The organism is Rohdeia mirabilis (assembly GCA_007750655.1).
Classification (GTDB): domain Bacteria; phylum Planctomycetota; class UBA1135; order UBA1135.
The window spans coordinates 4,417,811-4,436,224 of the sequence record CP036290.1 but is presented as its reverse complement, the minus strand read 5'-3'; the positions used below and the strand labels follow the sequence as shown (position 1 = coordinate 4,436,224).

The window sequence follows — 18,414 nt, the reverse complement described above, 5'->3', positions numbered from 1 at the left end:
GGAACACGGTCGGGCGAACGCGCACCAGATCCCTTGGACTTCACGAAGCACCTCCAGAAGGCCGACGAGGCCGTGCGGCGTCGCAACTACGACTTCGCGATCGACCTGTACCGCCAACTGCTCGACCTGGACGCGGATCAGGAAGCGGCGCGTCGCGGACTGCGCCAGGCGACGCTGGCGCGCTTCGAGGCCAAGAAGGGCAGCAAGCTGTTCCGCGCGATCGGTGGGGCCGTTCCGCTCACGAAGGCCAAGGCCATGGTGAAGGTCGGCAAGCACGAGGCCGCCGCGAAGGCGCTCGAGGACTACCTCGCCAAGTCGCCGAAGGACGAAGAGGCGAACCTCCTGCTGGGCATCTGCCTCGAGGAGGCCGGTCACCAGCGCTCGGCGAAGGCCGTCTACGAGTTCCTGGCCGAGGTGGCGCCGAAGAACCCCGAGGGGCTCAAGCGCGCCGGCGCGATGATGCAGGCCACCGGCGACGTGCCGCGCGCGCTCGAGTACTACGAGCGCGCCCTGGCCATCGACCCGCGCGACCAGGACGCCCTGAAGGCGCGCAAGAACCTCTCGGCCGAGGCCGCCCTGGCCTCGACGAACCTCGATGCGGTCGAGCACAGCCGCGACGCGGTGGCCGACTCCGAACAGACCCGCCAGCTCGAGCGCGCCCGGCGCCGCCACCTCACCCGCGAGGAGCTCGAGGAGGACCGCGAGCGCCTCGAGGCCCGCTTCGCCGAGGACCCGCGCGACGTCGAGCTGATGACCCAGCTGGCCGACGTCCACGACAAGCTCGGGGACCCCGAGGCCGCTCTGGACATGGCGGAACGGGCCCTGGACTACAAGAAGGGCGACTACCAGCTCGTCTCGAAGATCGGCGTCTACCGCGGCAAGACGATCAAGCGCCGCATCGCCCGGGCGGACAAGGACGGCGACCGCGAGACCGCCGACCGCCTCGAGGGCGAGCTGCGCGAGCACGAAGTGGCCGACTTCCGACGCCGCGTCGAGCTGCGCCCCACGGACTCGACCCTGGTGCTCGAGCTGGCCCGGCGCCTGGTCGGCGAGGCCGGCGACCAGAGCGGTGGGGCGGACGAGGCCCTCGGCCTGCTCCAGAAGCTGCCCCACGAGGCGCGCCTGGCCGGGGACGTGTCGTTCCTCAAGGGCCGGTGCTTCCAGGCCAAGGGGTTCGCGGACCTGGCGGCCAAGGAGTTCGAGCAGGCCCTCGAAGGAACTCCCGCCAGCGATGAGCGCGGGAAGGAGATCCTGTACAATCTCGGGCTTCTCGCGGAGGAACAGGGCGACCTCGAGGCCGCCCGGAGCCGCTTCGGACGCGTGTTCGAGGTCGACATCTCCTACCGCGACGTGGCCGATCGCATGGAGCGCCTGCGCTCCAACTGACCGGTTCCGCTGCACCACCATCGGCGCTGCCCGGCCTCCACGCGAGGCGGAGCGGCGCCGGACCGACTCCACTTCCAATCCTTTCGATCCCAGTCCTCATCGATCCACAGCGGATCGCCCCAACGAACCAACCGATCGACGTGATGTCCGATCGGTGTGACCGACTGCCATGCCGAACAGCAAGCAAGCCCTCAAGCGTCTGCGCCAGGCCGACAAGCGCCGTCTCGAGAACAAGGTCGTCCGCACGTCGATGCGGACCGCGATGAAGCGCGTCCTGCGCGCCGCGACCCAGGAAGAAGGCACCGCCCTTCTGCCCCTGGCCACCAAGCGCATCGACAAGGCCGCGAAGACGAACATCATCCACGCGAACGCCGCGGCCCGCTACAAGAGCCGTCTCGCGAAGCGCGTCAACGCGCTCGGCGCCTGAGCCTTCGGGCCCAGGGACCAAAGGACGATGGGACGCTTCGAGTCCAGTGATTCGCACGGTTCGCTCGAGCTGCAGCCCCTGCGGGTGCCGCAGCCCAAGGGCGACATGTACTCCACGGCCAAGGAGCTCGTCGAGGCGCTCCCGGACTGGAGCATCCTCAGCGAGGACGAGGAGCAGGGCCTGATCGTGTGCGAACGCAAGGCGCGCGCGCTCTCGGCGAAGTCGAAGGTCACGATCAAGATCGAAGGCCCCGACGGGATCCCGTCGACCACGGTCACGATGGTCTCGGAGAGCGACGGCGGCCTGCTCGGTGGCGACAAGAAGAACGTCAACGAGTTCATGAAGCTCTACCGCCGCCGCGTGGTCTGAGCGCGAGCGCGGGCTGAACGCCCTTAGGTGAAGGAGGCGCGCGATCCACAGCGGATCGCGCGCCTCCTTCGCGTTCGGGGCCGCTTCGAGCGATCCGTCGTTCAACGCGAGCCGAGCAACTTCCCGTAGCGGTAGAAGACCTCGAGGGAGAGGACCATCGTCGCGGTCGAGTACACACGGCCGCCGCTCTCGCCCCACGGACCGATCGGATCCCACGACCCGTCGAAGGTCACGGGCTCGGTGCGCTGGTTCGGCACGATCGCGCGCTCCATCGCCTTCTGCCAGGCCGTCCACGCGCGCGGGTCGAGTTCGGCGTACTGGAACATGGCGTACGAGCCGTAGTACCAGGCGTACATGTCGCAGGTCGAGCCGTCGGCGCTCCACTCGGGCAGCGTCTCGAGCAGCAGACTGGCGCCCTTCTCGAGCAGGTCCACGTCGGCGTCGCGGCGCCCGAGGCTCTTGTCGATGAACAGGCGCGAGAGCATCGCCACCGCCGTCATCGCCTCGGAGACCTCCGCCGGGTACGCGTCCGAGAGGTGCTCGGGTCGCGCGCTGAGTCCGCCCATCGTCTCGTAGCCGGTGCGACCGTTGGCCGGGTCCGTCACCTCGTCGATCCACGCGAGCGCGCCCATGAAGTCCGAGTCCGCGACCTCGAGCCCGACGTCGCGCGCGGCGGCCAGAGCGAACACCATCCAGCCCGTTACCGACGTGTCCTGCTGACCGTTCGGCGGGACGGCGTAGCGCCACGCGCCGTACGGGTTGCGCGCCGCGCTGATGTAGTTGACCGCCTTCTGTGCCCGACGGGTCAGGAGCGGGTGGTTCGGATCACCGTGCAGCGCTTCGCACAAGGCCAGCGTTGCGATCGCATGGTCGTAGAGGAACGCGTGGCCGACGCCGGCGCCGATGCGGCCGGACTCGAGGTCCTGTTCGTCCAGCAGGTAGGCGACGCCCGTGCGGATCTGCTCCATGTAGGTGCCGCTGCGCAGCGTGTCGCCGATGCCCATGAAGGCCAAGAGCGCGAGACCGGTGACGCCCACGTCGTGCGCCGCATCGCCGGCGCCGTCGCAGACCGGGCCTTCGCGCGCCGTGTCGTGCATGAAGCCGTCGCAGTCCCAGCGGCCGTCGGGAGCCTGGTGGTCCTTCAGCCATTCGAGGCCGCTCATGACGGCGCGTTCGTTGCGCGTGTTGGTGCCGGGCGGGGTGCCACCGGCCTCACCGCGGCTCCCACCGCCGCACGCGGCGCCACCGCCCAGTCCGATCGCTTCGTTCCACTTGTCGTTCGTGAACGGACTCTGCGGCGAGTCGATCTCGGTGTCGTCGTCGGAGTCGTCGTCGGTGTCGGTGATCGGCACGTCGACGATGACGACCTCGGTTTGGTCGATGATCGGCTTCTCGATCTGTGGCGGCGGCTCGACCGGTTCCTCGAACGGGTCGGCCGGCGGCGGGACGATCTCCGCGGTGAACACGGCCGGTTCGTCGCTGCGTCCTGCCTGCCACGGGATCGCCGCCAACAGGAAGAAGGCGAGAAGGTGCACCGCCATCGCGATCGCGAGGAACGGCGCGCGACCCATCCAGTCGTAGAGCGCGTCGCCGAACGACTCTTCTTCGTGGTCGCTCGTCCTGATGATCGGCGCGTAGGTCGCGTGCGGTTCGAATCCGTTCATGTCTCTCACTCGGGCTGGAGGGGAACGCGAGTCCATGACTCGCGGCCGAAGTGGAACGGCGCCGCGCGCGCTGCGGTTCACGCTCGGACGAAGCACGCGACGAATGCTCCGTCGGTCATGCGCGCGCGCACTCGCCCGTCGCAGCTCGCGACGAACCGCGGCGACTCGAGCCCGTTGGCACCGACGGAGCCGTGTGCACGGCCTGTGCGCAGCACGTCACTCCGGGACTTCGCTCGCGATCGGCGCAGCGAGGCGCGCGTCGATCGCGGCGATGGGCGAGCGCACCGAGTGTCCTGCAGCGTGCGCCTCTTCTCGCGTGGCCATGTGCGCGTCCCGACCCGTTGCGACGTGGGCGAGGCGCCGGCAGGCAGTGTCGGGTGGGTCACCGCGCGGAGTCACTGCGCACGAGTCACCGCGCGCTCATTCGCGAACCAGCCGTCGCATGCGAGCGGCCGCGCGTGGAGCGCACTCGGCGATGCACGCCACGCGCCACCAGGCACGCGTGGCTCGACCAGCCTTCGTGCGCGCCGCGCGTGAGCGAAGTGCGGTTCGCCCGCCTCGATCGCGCGCGGACGTCGCCACCAACGCGAGCGGGGCTCGACCGTCTCGGTCGAGCCCCGCTCGTCGTGACGTCGCGAACGACGTCGGCGGTCACCGTCGGACTACTTGTCCTCGCGCGCGCCGAGGACGTTGCCGTAGCGGAAGAACACTTCCAGGCACAGCACCATCGACGCGGTCGAGTAGACCCGTCCGCCCGAGTGGCCCCAGGGACCGTTCGGATCCCACGAGCCCTCGAAGCACGGCGGTTCCATGCGCTGGTTCGGCAGGATCGCCTTCTCCATCGCTTTCTCCCAGCTGTCCCAGAAGCGCTTCTTGACGCTCTTCATCTGGAACATCGCGTACGAGCCGTAGTACCAGTAGTACATGTCGTTCGTGGAGCCGTCGTCGCTCCACTCCGGCATCTGCTCGAGCAGGACTTCGGCGCCCTTCTCGAGGATCGCGGTCTGGTCCTCGACGTCGGGAAGGATGTCCTGGATGAAGATGCGGCAGAGCATGGCGACGGCCGTCATGGCCTCGGTCATCTCGTTCGGGTACGCGTCCTGCAGGTGCTCGAGTCGGGAGGACAGGCCGCCCATCTCGGTGTAGCCCGTGCGGCCGGTCGCGGTGTCGGTCATCTCGTCGACCCAGGCGAGCGCACCCCGGAAGTCCTCGAAGGACACTTCCAGTTCGGCGTCGCGGGCGGCGGCGAGGGCGAAGACCATCCAGCCGGTGACCGACGTGTCGTTCTCGCCGTTCGGCGGGACGCGGTAGCGCCAGGCCTGGTACGGGTTGCGCGCCGAGCTGATGTAGTTGACGGCCTTCTGCGCGGCCTTCTTCAGCAGCGGGTTGCCCTTGTCGCTGTAGTAGGCCTCGCACAGGGCGAGCGCCGCGATCGAGTGGCTGTACAGGAATTCCTGGCCGATGGGCTCGCCGAGCAGGCCGGTCTCGCGGTCCTGCTTCTGCAGTAGCCACGCCACGCCCTGCTTGATCTGGGGCTGGTAGGTGCCCTCGCGCATCGAGTCGCCGAAGCCGAGGAAGGCGAGCAGCGCGAGGCCGGTGACACCGACGTCGTGGTTGGGCTCGCCCTCGCCGTCGCACAGCTCGCCGCCGCGGTCGCACTCGTTCGGGAAGCCGTCGCAGTCCCAGCGGCCGTCCGCCGACTGGTGCTCCTTCAACCACTCGAGTCCGGCCAAGAGGGCCCGGTTGATGTCCGGCTTGACCTTGGTGCGACCGCCACGGCGCTTGCCGATCTTGCCGCCGCCGCCGCCGGCACCGCCGCCGAGGCCGATCGCGTCGTTCCACTGGTCGGAGTTGAACGGGCTCTCGGGCGCGTCCAGATCGACCTCGTCCTCGGAGTCGATGATGTCGTCGGTGATCTCGTCGGTGAACTCGACGACCTCTTCGACGACCTCTTCGACTTCCTCGACCTCTTCGGGCTCCTCCGGCTCCTCGAAGGGATCTTCCGGCGGCGGCACGATGTTGGCCTCGATGACGATCTCCGGCTCCTGGCCGCCCGTCGACCACGGAATGGCCGACAGGATGAAGAAGGCCAGCAGGTGGATGGCGAAGGCGATCGCCAGGAAGGGCGCGCGCGCCATCCAGTCGTAGAGGACGTCGTTGAACGTCTGCTCCTCCTCCCAGGGGCGGAGCATGTGGCTCTCGATGGGCGCGTACTGCTGCTGGTCGTTCATGACGGAAGTCGTGGGATCCTCGAGCGCTCGCTCGGCACTTCGCGGTCGGGGCGGTGCGACCCGTGGGGGGGCGCCACCGTCGGCGGGAAACCGTCGGCGGGAAACCGTCGGCCGGAAGTCGGAGGAGCGCGGTTCGGGGAGGGGAGGCCAGGTCCGACGGAAGGTCGGGGCCAGTGGGACGGTCGTTGGGCGCGGGCGGATGGCCGCTCGAGCCGCGATCGCGTTCGGAAGTCGGGTGCCGGGAAGTCGCGGGAGCGTCGCTCGTGCAGGCGCTTCGCCTACCCGGCGGGCTGCTCGCAGTTGCGTCCCGGCGTGCCGCCGAACGGACCGGACGGACGGGGGTTCAGAGTATATCGACGCGGATCGACGGTCCCAGCCCGGCCGCGGGGATCCGAGGGCCGGGCTTCCAGCCTCCGCGGAAGGGCACGCGCACGGGGCTCTGGGCCGCGTCGGGCGCGCGTGGTGCCAGGTCCGGGGCCGAGTGCCTCGCGAGCGGGAGTGGACGCGGCGGCGCGGACCGACTCAGCGGCCGACTTCGGGCCCGAGGATGGCCGTGAGCGCCGGGTGCTTCCAGGTCAGGACGTAGCGGCTCTGGCGGTCGTAGGCCCGCAGGGTCCGCAGCTCGCGATTCGCCCGCTCGAGGGTGCGCCGGATGGCTTCCTGGGCCTCGACGGTCTCGAACGGGGGCGGCTCGGGTCCGTCGATGCGGCGCTCGATCCGGAAGATCGCCCAGCCGATGGTGGGGGCCAGCGGGCCGGCCGAGGCGCCGCGCGCACCGATCGGCTGGGGCGGTGTGATCGAGCCCTCCGGCTGTGTGAGCAGGAACTCGCGCAGCGCCGGATCGGTGACGACCTGGACCTGGATCGCGGGCAGCAGGCCCTGGGCCTGGGCCAAGGCCTCGTCCGCGTTCTCGGTGGCGGCGAGGGCGGCCATGTCCTCCTCGCCCGAAAGGATCTGTTCGCGCAGCTGGTCGAGGTACTCGCGAGCGAGCTCCACGCTGCCCACTTGGCTGCCTTCGACCACGATCTGGCGCAGGACCACCTCGGACGAGCGGCTGCTGGACCGGTAGCGCGGGTACTCCGCCCGCAGGGTCCCGGGGCGCACGTAGGTGTCCACGACCTGGCGTCCGAAACCGCCGTCGCCGGTCTGGCGATCGATCCACTGGCGGCCGAGCAGCATGCGGCGCTGACGGGCCAGCTCGCCCAGCGGGTCGAGGCCGCTGCGGCGCAGTTCGTCGCCGTAGCCGACCGTGCCGGCCTCTTCGCGCCGCTCGCGCAGGAAGTCGCGCAGGCGCACGTCCAGGTCCTCGGCCGAGTACTCGAGCGTGCGCGCGGCGCTCTGGGCGACCAGCTCGTCGACCAGTTGGCGGATCACTTCGCGCCGCAGGCCGATCATCTGCTCCTCGGTCGTCACCGTCACGTTGCGGCCGATCTGGAGCAGGCGATCCTCGAACTGGCTGAGGGTCACGTAGCCCTCGTCGACCGTGAGGATGATCGCGTCCTCCGGGAACCAGACGGCGTCGGGGGGGACGTCCGGCTGCTGCGGATCCTGGACCAGGAGAGCGAGACCGAGGAGGAGCGCGGAGAGCATCGGCGCATTGTTCACGGCGGGGCCGGTGGAGGGAAGGCGCGGCGCCGAGGTCTCGTTCCTGCGCCTCGATGGTGGGGGGGGCGCGCGGACGGTCACTCGTCCGTTGGTTCGCGGGGGCGTCGACGCGCGCGGGCCGTTCGCGAAGCCTGCGGTGGACGTCCGGTCGTCGCCTTCCGCGATACCCCAGCCTCGCACCGCTCCATGGACCTGATCCGCATCATCCTCTCGGTCATCATTCCGCCGCTCGGCGTGTTCCTCCAGGAGGGGCTCGGCAAGCACTTCTGGATCAACGTCCTGTTGACGCTCCTGGGCTACGTCCCCGGACTCGTGCACGCGATCTACATCATCGCGAGCAAGCGCTGAGCCCGTCCGCGCGCGCGAGTCAGCGCGCGATGCCGAGCAGCTGCTCGAGGTGGCGCAGTCCCGCCTCGGGCAGTTTCACGTCCGGCGGCAGCATCAGGAGCGCGACGCCCGTGCGCAGCGGACGCAGGTCCACGTGCACGCCGGCGAGCGCGGTCTGGAGCGCCAGTCGGTCGGTGAACTCGAGCAGGTACGAGTCGTTGCGCCAACCGATGCGCGTGATGGACAGCGGCTCGGCCGCGGAGCGCAGTCGGAACATCCGCACGAGCAGTTTGGCCTCGCGCGGCAGGCGTCCGAAGCGGTCGGTGAGCTCTTCCTCGACCTCGGTCGCGCGCGCCACGTCGTGGATCGTGTCCAGGGTCCGCAGCACTTCGAGGCGCGTCTCGGGCTCCACGATGTAGGAGTCGGGCAGGTAGGCGCGCAGGCCCAGCTCGAGCTCGACGCCGCGCGCCACCTCGTCGGCCACGCTGCCGAGTTCGGAACGGATCTCCTCGGGCGACGTGGGCAGGTTGCCGCCGCGCAGGCGCTCGACAGTCTGGGCCAGGAGTCGGCAGTACATGTCGTAGCCGATCGCCGCGATGTGTCCGGACTGTTCGGGACCGAGCAGGTTGCCCGCGCCGCGGATCTCGAGGTCCTTCATCGAGATCTGGAAGCCGGCGCCCAGGTGCGAGAGCTCCTCGAGGGCCTTCAGACGTTCCTTCGCGATCGCGCGCATCGGCTTCGTGCGGTCGACCAGGAGGTAGCACCAGCTCTTCTGCTGAGCGCGACCGACGCGTCCGCGCAACTGGTGCAGCTGGGCCAGGCCGAAGTCCTCGGCCTCGTCGATCAGGATCGTGCCCGCGGCGGGGATGTCGATGCCGTTCTCGATGATCGTCGTCGCGACCAGGACGTCGAGCTCGCCGCCGGAGAAGCGGTGCATGACCCGGTCGAGCGCTCGCGCCCCCATCTGACCGTGTCCGAAGTCGAAGCGCGCCTCGGGCACCAGCGACTTCATCTGTTCGGTGAACGTGGCGATCGACGTGACGCGGTTGTGCAGGAAGAAGCACTGCCCGCCGCGGCTCTTCTCGCGCAGGATCGCGTCGCGGATCAGGCCGAGGTCGTCGCGCGACGCGATCTTCGTGTCCACGTCCTGACGTCCCACCGGCGGCATGGTCAGCGCCGAGATGTCGCGCACGCCCGACAGCGACATGTGCAGCGTGCGCGGGATCGGCGTCGCGGACAGGGTCAACAGGTCGACGGTCGCGCGCAGGGCCTTGAAGTGCTCCTTGTGCTTGACGCCGAAGCGCTGCTCCTCGTCGATGACGACCAGGCCGAGGTTGTGGAAGTCGATGTCCTTGCTGAGGATGCGGTGCGTGCCGATCAGGATGTCGACCTGGCCGGTGCGCACGCGCTCGACGATCTTCTTGGCGCCCTTGTTCTGCAGGCGCGACAGGCCCTCGATCTCGACCGGGAAGCCGGCCATGCGCGCGCGGAACGTCTCGTAGTGCTGTTCGGCGAGCACGGTCGTCGGCACCAGCACCGCGACCTGTCCGCCCGCCGCCACCACGCGGAAGGCGGCGCGCACCGCGACCTCGGTCTTGCCGAAGCCCACGTCGCCGCACAGGAGGCGGTCCATCGGGCGCTCGCTCGTCAGCTCCGACGCGATCTCGGCGGCGGCCTTGGCCTGGTCCTCGGTGTCGACGTAGGGGAAGGCGTCGATGAAGTCGGACACGAGGCCTTCGTCGCCGACCCACGGATCGCGCTTGCGCGTCTGGCGCTTGGCCTGGACCTCGAGCAGGTCGGCGGCCAGGTCGATCAGCGCCTTCTCGACGCGTTCCTTGCGGCGTTTGAACGCGCTGCTGCCGATCTTGTCGAGACTCGGCGCCTTGTTGCCGGTGCCGACGTAGCGCTGGACGAGATCGATGCGGCAGGCCGGGACGTAGACCGACACGTCGCCGTCGAACTGCAGGTGCAGGTGTTCCTCCTCGCCGCCCACGCGCTCCATGCGCACGAGGCCGAGGTAGCGCGCCAGTCCGTGCACGGCGTGGACGACCAGGTCGCCGACGCGCAGCTCGAAGAACGACTCGAGCGCGCGCACGCGGTGCTGCGGTTTGGCCTTCGCCTGCTTGCGCGCGGCCGCCACGCCCGCGAGCTCGTGGTGCGCGACGACGACGAGCTCGGCCGACGGCAGCCGGAAGCCGCGCTGCAGGCCGCCGAGCACGAGTTCGAGGTTCGGGACCGCCGGGTGGTCGGCGAGGTGCGCCTCGAAACGCGCTCGTTCCTTCTCGTCGCGGCAGACGACGACCGTGCGGCGCGCGTGCTGGGCGATCGACGCCAGTGCGCCAGGGGCGGCGGGCAGACCGACACCGAGTGCCTGGACCGAGCGACCGTCGAAGTCGATGCCGTTCGACGGCAGGCTCATCACACTCAAGGACGTGTGCGCGCGCGCGGCCGTGATGAAACCGTCGAGGGCGTGCTTGTGGCTCGAGCTGCGGACCGACAGGCCGTGGCGCACGTCCTCGATCCGCAGGGGTTCGACCTGTACGAGTACCGCGTTGCCGGACAACAGGTCGAGCGGCGCCGTGCCGCGTCCGTCCTCGATGCCGCCCGCGTCGGAGACGAGGCACACCGAAGCGGTGCCGAGTTTCTCGATCGAGCGCTGGGTCTCGGGGTCGAACGTGCGCAGCGATTCGATGACGTCGTCGAACAGCTCGAGGCGCAGTGGCGCGTCGGCAGCGAACGCGAAGACGTCGAGGATGTCTCCGCGCAGCGACACCTCGCCCGGCGTCTCGGCCAGCGGTTGGCGCGTGTAGCCGGCCGTGATGAGGCGCTCGAGCAGCGCCTCGAGATCGAGCTTCTGTCCGGTCTGGACGTGCAGGAACTGGTCGGCGACGTCGGAACTCGAGGGCAGCGGCTGCAGCATCGAGAGCTGCGACGCGACGATCAGACGCGGGCGCCGCTCGGGCGGTCCGGCCAGGACCTGGGCCACGCGCAGGCGCTGTTTGATCGATTCCGAGTCGCTGCCTCCGGCCGAACCGCTGCGCGCGGGGAGCAGCGTCGCTGACGCGCCGAACAACTCGAGGTCCTCGACCAGTCCGGCCGCTTCGGTCTCGGAGCTGACGAGCACGGCCAGCGGCTGCGACAGTCGGCGCGCGAGCGACGCGATCACCAGCGACTGCGCCGAGCCCCACAGGTTGCCGGACGCCGCCGAGCGACCGGCGAGCAGTTCCTCCACGATGCGTTCGAACTGCCCGTGGCCGTCGAGGACCTCGCCCAGGACGGCGTTGTCGCCGGCGACGGTCACCGCTCGCTGCGACGTGTTCGCGCGCGCGCCTTCTGACTGCGCAGGACCAGGAGCGCTTCGTGCGCGGCCCAGCCCTCGGCCTCCTTGCGCGTGCGACCCCAGGCGGCCGGGTAGGTCTGCCCACCGACGCGCGCGGCCATGCGGAACGCGCGCACGTGCAGGTGGGAACGTTCCTCGAGCAGCTCGTAGCGCGGAGGATCTTCGCCGCGCGCCTGGACGTGTTCCTGCAGCGCCTGTTTCGGGCTGGCTTCGTCGGCCTGCCGCGTGCCGCGCACCAGGTAGGTCGAGAGGGTCATGAGCGCGAACTTCTTGGCCGGCTCGAGCCCCCCGTCCAGATAGATCGCGCCGAGGAACGCCTCGTACAGGTTCGCGAGCACCGCGCGCGACGGCGTCGTGCCCTCGAGGCCGCGACCCTTCTTCGCCGCCTCCCACAGACCCATGTCGCGCGCGGCGTCGGCGAGGGTCTTGCGCGACACGATCCAGCCCTTGGCCTTCGTCATGTCGCCCTCGCGCTTCTCGGGGTGCTCGACGTAGAGCCACTCCGCCACGATCAGGTCGAGCACCGCGTCGCCCAGGAACTCGAGCCGTTCGTTCGGTTCGGCGCCGTCGACCGAGGCGTGGGTCAGCGCCAGGTCGAGCAGAGCGCGGTCGGTGAAGAGGTGGCCGAGTGATTCCATGAGGATGGGATCCCGCGAGGGAATGCCAGCGCGCCGCGCGCCGGTGGGAGCCGGTGCGCGGGCGCCGAGGAGCCCCGCAGTATCGGGTACCGTGCCCCGGCGGCCAACCCCGCCGTACCGAACCCATGACGCCCCACGAAGAGGACGAGCGCGCGTCCCGGCCGGACCAGGCTCCCGAGCCCACCTACCGACGACGGCCGGGCGACCACCTGGTCGAACCGCTGTTCGGGGCCTTCTTCGAGGAGGAGTTCGAAGAGGTGGAGCGCGAGGTGCCGGGGACCTCCGACGAGCTGGACGCACCCGGCGGCCGCATCACCCTGCGCTGGTGGCGCGTGCTCTTGTTCTGGCGCCGTTGAAACGGAGCCGGCGCGCCGTCCGCACTCGGACGACGCGCCGGTCGAGGTCTTGGGGCCGCTCGGCGATCCGGCGGCGCCGCGCCCGATTCAGTGCACGAGTTCGAACTCGACGGCGTTCGTCGTCGTGCTGGCCTGGCCGCTGCCCAGGACGTCGATCAGCAGCGCGGAGTGCACGAGCGTCGTCCCGACGAAGCTCGGGTCGGTCCCGGCCGGCAGGGCGAAGCGCGCGGTGGCGTTGCCCGAACCGTCGGTCCAGCCCAACGTGTTCTGCAGCATCGGCGTGTTGAACGACTGCAGCGTGAACAGCGTGTAGGCGTCGTACACGAGCGGCAGGGTCAGCGCGTCGACCACGATGCCCGGCGTCGAACCGGTCGCGCTGCCCAGGACCACATAGACCTGGCCGCCGTACGCCGCGCCGAGTTCGAGATCCAGGTCGATGCCTCCGCCGGCGGCGAGCGACAGTTCGCGCGCGGAGGCGAAGAGCGTCAGGCCGAACTCGAGCGCCCCCATGTCGACGATCGGCGCCGTGCCCGAACCGCTGTCCGGGGTCGCCGGGTCGTCCATGGCGCGCGCGGTCCCGACCAGGTCGTACGGGGGCAGGCCGACGATGGCGGCGTTGTCGCCCGAGTCGATGCACGGCGAACCGGCAGCCAGGCGGTACACGCCGCCAGCGATGTCGACGAGCTCGGGATCGATGTCGATGCAGCCGGGGAAGTTGGCGGGACTCGGCGGATCCTCGCCCGGTTCGGTCTGCAGCAGGCCCTCGACGCAGCTGTTCGCGATGTCGAAGTCGCCGACGATGTTCTGCTTGAGGATGAAGATCGGGTCCTCGCCGGGTGCGATCGGGTCCGCGTAGTTGTCGTACACGATGCAGTTCGTGACCAGGCCGGGAGCACCGTAGAACGCCATGCCGGCGCCCTTGCTGCAGTTGTTGTCGACGAACGTGCAGTTGGTCACCACGACGGGCGCGGTCGAGAAGCCGACCGTCAAGAGTCCCGCGCCGTAGTCGCCATAGGTCAGGAACGAGGTCTGCGGGTGCCCGACAGCCTCGTTGCGCGCGAACAGACTGTTGGTCACCGTGCCTGCGCCCCACATGGTCAGCCCCGCGCCGGCGTGCGCGAAGTTGTCGAGGAACTCGCAGCGGTCGACGACCACGTCGCCATGGGCGCACACGGCGGCTCCGTACGCGGTACCGCCTCCCATGGGGTAGAAGTTGCCGGTCTGGTTGCCGACGAAACGGCAACGCACGAGTGTCGCCGACGCGTCGAAGTCGATGTTGAGCGCGGCGCCTCGACCCTGGTCGTGCGAGACGTAGTAGTGGTTCGAGAACTCGCAGTCCGAGAACGTCATGTTCGACGTTCCGGTGCAGATGATCCCGCTCGTCCAGCCGCCCGTCCCGCAGTTGCACGTGTAGCCGTCGCGGATCACGCAATCGGTGACCCGGGAGGCGCTGTCGGAGAAGTAGGCGCTCGAGCCCGAACCGACCGTGTTGTAGCGGAACTCGCAGTTGCGGATCTTCGGCGAGCCGCCGAGGACCAAGAGCCCCGCGCCGATCCCGAGGCCGCTCTGATCGCCGCGTCCCGCGCGGATCGACACGCCGTCGAGCACGGTGGTCGGGCCCGTGCCGGACCCCGTCACCACGTGCCAGCTGTTCTCGAGGCTCCCGGTCCAGGCGAACTGCCACCAGTTCCAACCCGCGCCGTAGGTGTCGTCGCCGAGCAGATCGCCCGAGAGGACGGTGAGGTTCGCTTCGGCGTCGCGTTGGTCGGCGGTCGTCTCACCGCCAGCGAATCCGCCCAGCACCTCGACGCCGTCCACCAGTTGGAAGGTCGCGGCGCGGTCGCCGGTGGCACTCGGGACGTAGGTGCCCGCCGCGATCCAGATCGCGCCGCTCGCGGTGGTCGAGAGCGCGTCCTGCAGGTCGGTGTAGGCGTCGTTCCAGGAAGAGCCGTCGTTCACGCCGAGCGCCGAAGCGTCGACGTACGTGACCTGGGCGTGGGCGATCGTCGAGGCCGCGACGGCCGCGAGGAGGGTGAGCAGTGAGCGCATGGCGAGGGGAGGGGCTGCGCACGTTCCGAATGGATGCGTGCAGAGGGACGGGCCCCTCAACGCTAGGGCGCCAGATCGACCTCCGCGGTGACAGGGGTGTCATCTGCCTCGTCGCGCCGCTCGTCGGCGCCGAGGGCGTCCTGGGTGCTGTCGCGCGAGGCCCGACCTCCCGCTCAGGCTCGGTCGACGCCTTCGGTGACGCGCTCGAACTCGCTCTCCGCGTAGCGGTCCGTCATGCCGGCGAGCCAGTCGCAGACCGCGCGCTCGAGCCCGACCTCGCGCGCCCAGTCGCAGTACCAGCCCGCCATCTCGTCGGGGTGGGCGCGGTAGTGCTCGAAGAGCCGCTCCATCACGGCGTCGGCGAACTCCTTGAAGCGCATCAGGTACGGGTGCCGGTAGAAGCGCTCGAACAGGAAGCGCCGCAGCTCGGCCACCAGCGGTTTCAGTTCGGCCGAGTGCCCGACCAGCATCCCCGCGTGCGCGCGCGCGTCGGCCGGCGACGCGAGGTCCGCCGCGAGGATCGCCGCGTGGCTGTGCTCGATGATGTCGTGGATGCAGCGGCCGAGCAGCTCGTTGGAGACGCGCTTGACCCGCAGGTTCTCGTCCGCGCTGCGCTCGAGGAAGCCGGGGTGGCGGGCGACGACGGCCGCGCGCGCCATGCGCCACAGCCCGGAGCCCTCGCCCAGTTCCTCCTCCGTGAACATCTCCGCGCGCAGGCCGTCCTCGATGTCGTGCATCTGGTAGGCGGTCGAGTCGGCCAGGTCGACCAACTGCGCCTCGAGGAACGGCCAGCGCGGTTTGGGGCGGAACTCGTCGGGCCAGTCGTCGTCCTTCTCGTGCTTCAGCAGCGACTCGCGGACCTCGCGCGTCAGGTTGAGGCCGGCGTAGTCGGGGCTGCGGCGCTCGAGCACGTCGACGACGCGCAGGACCTGGGCGTTGTGGCGGAAGCCGCCGAAGGGCTCCATCAGCCGGTCCAGGGCCCATTCGCCGCGGTGCCCAAAGGGCGGGTGGCCGATGTCGTGGCAGAGGGCCAGCGCCTCGCAGAACGACTCGTTGAGGCGCAGGGCCGTCGCGATCGAGCGCGCGACCTGGGCCACCTCGAGGCTGTGCGAGAGGCGCGTGCGGTTGTGGTCGCCCTCGCGTTCGAGGAAGACCTGACTCTTGAACATCAGCCTCCGGAACGCCGCCGAGTGCGTGATGCGGTCGCGGTCGCGCTCGTACTCGGTGCGCAGGGGCGGCGCCGGTTCGGGCCAGCGACGTCCCAGCGACGATTCGCTGCGCAGGGCCCAGGGGGCGAGCCGCTGGGCCTCGGCCGCTTCCTTGGCGATGCGGTCGTAGGGCCGCGGAGTGGTGGAGTCTCGGTTCGTCATGGAGGTCGCGTCGCCGAGGATGGTAGCGGTCGGCGCGGCATTCGACCCTCGATGACCTACCCACGGGTCGATCGGTGTCGGATCGATCCGCCTTCGTGCACCGCGGCGGGGCGCGGCGTCGGGTCGCTGCCCTGCCTCGAACCCTGACCGGCACCGACGGCCCGAACGGCTGCGAGCCGACCCCGGAAGTCCGGGATCGGCTCGCGCAGGCGTGCCATCGGTGACGCCACCTCAGTCCATCAGGCCCTCGGGCTCGAATTCCGAGATCGGGTGGCAGGTGAAGATCGACGTGTAGTGGAACTGCGGGTCGAACATGTACATCGCGCCGTTGTTGAGCGCGGCGGCACGCGGCATCTCGACCTCGAAGGTCGCCACGGTCTTGGGCGGGATCGGTCGGCCGTAGGCGTAGGCGAACAGCGCCGGATCACCGGTCGGGTCGGCTGCGGCCAACTCGGCGTCTGCCCACTTCCCGCTCGCCGGCGCGAAGCCGGGCCCGCTGAAGCCCGACAGGTCCTCGAGCGCGTGGAACAGGTCGCGTTCGCCCTGCCACCAGAAGCGGTTCGGATCGGACACGCCCGAGTCCGTCCAGTACGGGTTGCCGACGTCCTCGATCGGGGTCGAGAGCCAGTGCGCGGGATCCTCGCTCTGGATGCCGAAGCCGCCCTTCCAGGCGCGCGCGGCGAACTGCGGCACGCCGAACACGGGCTTCCAGTCGAACGTGCCCATGTCGGTGCCGACGTACTGGTAGTTCGTCGTGCCGAAGTCGACCACGCGGAAGTAGCGCGTCACCTCGTCGTCGTTGTAGATCGTCACGACCATCCGGTCGCCCTCGCGCCAGTTGCGCTTGTCGCCGCGCCCGATGCGCTCACGGTCGCCCCACATGTCGAGGTTGCCGTAGAAGAGATTGATGTCCGCGTCGGGGTTCGGGAAGTTCGCGACCGCGTCGGTCTCGGGCAGCGCGCGACGGTCTTCGATCAACGGCAGGAGTTCGCTCGTCGCGGACACGAAGTCCTCGAGCGTGCCCCCGTCGCGCAGGGCGACGAGTGCGGTGTAGAGGCGCTTCTCCGGCACGAGATCGCCGATCGCGTCGAGTCCGAGAGCCGCGACCTCGTCCCACCCGCGGCGGAAGCGTCGTGACTTCGGCGCGCCGCCGGGGAGGATCTCGTCCTCGCCGTAGGTCTCGATCCAGTTGATGCGCGGCGGGTGTTGGCGCCAGCCCCACAGGTACAGGCCCTGTTGGCTCATGCCTTGGCCGTAGCGCACGGTCAGGTCGAGGCCCTGGCCCTTGCGAACCGTCTGGAACGAGCTGTCGTAGGCGAAGTGCGGCGCCGTGAAGGGACCGCCGCTCCAGTCGAGCAGCGGCACGCCGTACTCCTGCACCCCGTACGCGTTGAACTGCGCGGTGGGGTTCGTCGCCAGGTCGAACGCGAGGCCCGTGTCGACTCCGGCACGGGTGTAGCCGCCGATGCGTCCGTTGCGATCGAGGTCGAGCGGAGCGAAGCGACGGGTGTCGGCCACGTTGCCCTGGCCGCCGACGTAGCTGCCGAGATCCAGGCGACGGTTGGCGTACAGCCAGTCCCGCGGGTCGTTCGGGTCGAGGTCGGTGTAGGTCGGGACGGGGGCGCCGAACGCGTCGGTCGGCGTGCCGGTGTGCAGCTCCCAGAGGCGCTCGAGCGCGAAGCGGCGTGGCGCGTCGGCCGTCGGCTCCACCGCGTCGAACCACTTCCACAGCCAGCTGTTCTTGACCCAGAACGCGTGGTTCGCGCCCATCTTCATCGGGATGGCCGAGAACTCGTCGATGGGGAAGGCGCGTTCGCGACGCGGACCGATCGAGCCCAGACCCTTGATCTTCCAGGTGATCGTGTAGTCGCCGTGGCGCGGCACCTGCATGAGGTGGCTGTTGGTGCGGATCTCGTTGCCGTACATCAGCACCTCGACCTCGGCGTTCCGAGTCACCGGGTCGAACGTCACGTTGTCGTTCGCGCCGCGCCAGTTGAGCAGCTCGTAGCCCTCGTAGGCGCGCCCCGTCAGAGCCCCGGAGTCGTTGGTGCCGAGCAGGATGTCGAGCGCCTCGTCGACGCGCGCGGTCGATCCGGTCGAGCGGATCTCGCGCACGATCTCGCGCAGGTGCTCGGTCGGCGCCGTGCAGTCCACGCCCCGCTCGTCGAGCCAGAACGGCTCGGCCGGAGCCTGCGGCCAGTGCAGGTTGAAGTGCACGGGCTGGCCGTCGTCGTCGAGCGCGGTGCGGTCGAGCGAACCGCTCGGATCGGAGTTCGAGAACTCCATGTCGAGCGGGAACTCGGAGGCGTCCGCGAAGGTGTAGAGCGCGTCCAGGATCGACTGATCCTTCGCGATCGGTGCCAGGTCGGGGCGATAGTCGCCGGCGAACACGCTGCCGCGCGGCGTGGGTGCGTTCGGCAACAGCATCCCGGGCAGCAGCGGAATCTGCTCGGGCGAAGTCAGCGGTCCACCACCTGTGATGCGCTCGAGCTCGCGCATGCCGAGATTCGGGACGTTCGCACCTCCGGCGTCGGTCTCGGCCGGCGGGAGCTGTTGGGCGAGAGCGGTCGGAGCGGCCGCGCTGGCCACGAGTGCGGCAGCGAGTCCGAGGAAGGCGCCGGACGCCTGGTTTCGTCGTTGGATGTTCATGGC

Annotated in this window: 13 protein-coding genes; 5 read left to right on the top strand and 8 right to left on the bottom strand. The window is 69.9% G+C overall.

Annotated features, from left to right (window positions below):
• The first annotated feature begins 33 nt into the window (after window positions 1–33).
• From Pla163_RS16445 to Pla163_RS16435, 3 genes are all read left to right on the top strand, one after another.
• The gene (locus Pla163_RS16445) at window positions 34–1,386 is read left to right on the top strand and encodes a tetratricopeptide repeat protein (RefSeq protein ID WP_419186049.1); all 1,353 of its coding nucleotides are present in this window, start codon (window positions 34–36) and stop codon (window positions 1,384–1,386) included.
• Window positions 1,387–1,555: 169 nt separating this feature from the next.
• Window positions 1,556–1,813, top strand: coding sequence for a 30S ribosomal protein S20 (gene rpsT / locus Pla163_RS16440; protein ID WP_145191066.1), 258 nt, complete (start codon window positions 1,556–1,558; stop codon window positions 1,811–1,813).
• Window positions 1,814–1,840: 27 nt separating this feature from the next.
• Window positions 1,841–2,182: a DUF1499 domain-containing protein gene (locus tag Pla163_RS16435; protein WP_145191063.1), complete on the top strand. Its 342-nt coding sequence runs from the start codon at window positions 1,841–1,843 to the stop codon at window positions 2,180–2,182.
• Window positions 2,183–2,283: 101 nt separating this feature from the next.
• Here Pla163_RS16435 and Pla163_RS16430 read toward each other — a convergent pair whose 3' ends face one another.
• The 3 genes from Pla163_RS16430 to Pla163_RS16420 form a co-directional block, all read right to left on the bottom strand.
• Entirely contained in the window at window positions 2,284–3,846 is a 1,563-nt protein-coding gene (locus Pla163_RS16430; RefSeq protein WP_145191060.1) for a prenyltransferase/squalene oxidase repeat-containing protein, read from the bottom strand.
• A 662-nt stretch (window positions 3,847–4,508) separates the two neighbouring features.
• Window positions 4,509–6,077 carry a prenyltransferase/squalene oxidase repeat-containing protein gene (locus Pla163_RS16425; RefSeq protein WP_145191057.1) on the bottom strand — a complete coding sequence of 523 codons (1,569 nt, stop codon included), beginning with the start codon at window positions 6,075–6,077 and terminating at the stop codon, window positions 4,509–4,511.
• Between the two features lie 522 nt (window positions 6,078–6,599).
• Window positions 6,600–7,667 (bottom strand): peptidylprolyl isomerase, encoded by a 1,068-nt coding sequence (locus Pla163_RS16420; protein WP_145191054.1) that lies wholly within the window; start codon window positions 7,665–7,667, stop codon window positions 6,600–6,602.
• A 201-nt stretch (window positions 7,668–7,868) separates the two neighbouring features.
• On the opposite strand from Pla163_RS16420, the gene Pla163_RS16415 reads away from it, so the two are divergent.
• Complete coding sequence (locus tag Pla163_RS16415) at window positions 7,869–8,030, top strand: YqaE/Pmp3 family membrane protein (RefSeq protein WP_145191051.1); 162 nt, start codon at window positions 7,869–7,871, stop codon at window positions 8,028–8,030.
• A gap of 19 nt (window positions 8,031–8,049) precedes the next feature.
• Here Pla163_RS16415 and mfd read toward each other — a convergent pair whose 3' ends face one another.
• Both mfd and rnc read right to left on the bottom strand, forming a co-directional pair.
• Window positions 8,050–11,310 (bottom strand): transcription-repair coupling factor, encoded by a 3,261-nt coding sequence (gene mfd / locus Pla163_RS16410; protein WP_145191048.1) that lies wholly within the window; start codon window positions 11,308–11,310, stop codon window positions 8,050–8,052.
• Entirely contained in the window at window positions 11,307–11,987 is a 681-nt protein-coding gene (gene rnc, locus Pla163_RS16405) for a ribonuclease III (protein ID WP_145191045.1), read from the bottom strand. Before rnc ends, mfd begins: the two co-directional genes overlap by 4 nt.
• A gap of 125 nt (window positions 11,988–12,112) precedes the next feature.
• On the opposite strand from rnc, the gene Pla163_RS16400 reads away from it, so the two are divergent.
• Window positions 12,113–12,343, top strand: a complete 231-nt coding sequence (locus Pla163_RS16400; protein WP_145191042.1) for a hypothetical protein — start codon at window positions 12,113–12,115, stop codon at window positions 12,341–12,343.
• Between the two features lie 87 nt (window positions 12,344–12,430).
• Here Pla163_RS16400 and Pla163_RS16395 read toward each other — a convergent pair whose 3' ends face one another.
• The 3 genes from Pla163_RS16395 to Pla163_RS16385 all read right to left on the bottom strand — a co-directional run bounded on the left by Pla163_RS16395 (window position 12,431) and on the right by Pla163_RS16385 (window position 18,411).
• Window positions 12,431–14,392 carry a right-handed parallel beta-helix repeat-containing protein gene (locus Pla163_RS16395; protein WP_145191039.1) on the bottom strand — a complete coding sequence of 654 codons (1,962 nt, stop codon included), beginning with the start codon at window positions 14,390–14,392 and terminating at the stop codon, window positions 12,431–12,433.
• A gap of 173 nt (window positions 14,393–14,565) precedes the next feature.
• Window positions 14,566–15,762: a dGTP triphosphohydrolase gene (dgt, locus tag Pla163_RS16390; RefSeq protein WP_145191036.1), complete on the bottom strand. Its 1,197-nt coding sequence runs from the start codon at window positions 15,760–15,762 to the stop codon at window positions 14,566–14,568.
• Window positions 15,763–15,993: 231 nt separating this feature from the next.
• On the bottom strand, window positions 15,994–18,411 hold the full coding sequence (locus Pla163_RS16385) for a hypothetical protein (RefSeq protein ID WP_145191033.1): 2,418 nt from the start codon (window positions 18,409–18,411) through the stop codon (window positions 15,994–15,996).
• Window positions 18,412–18,414: the final 3 nt, after the last annotated feature.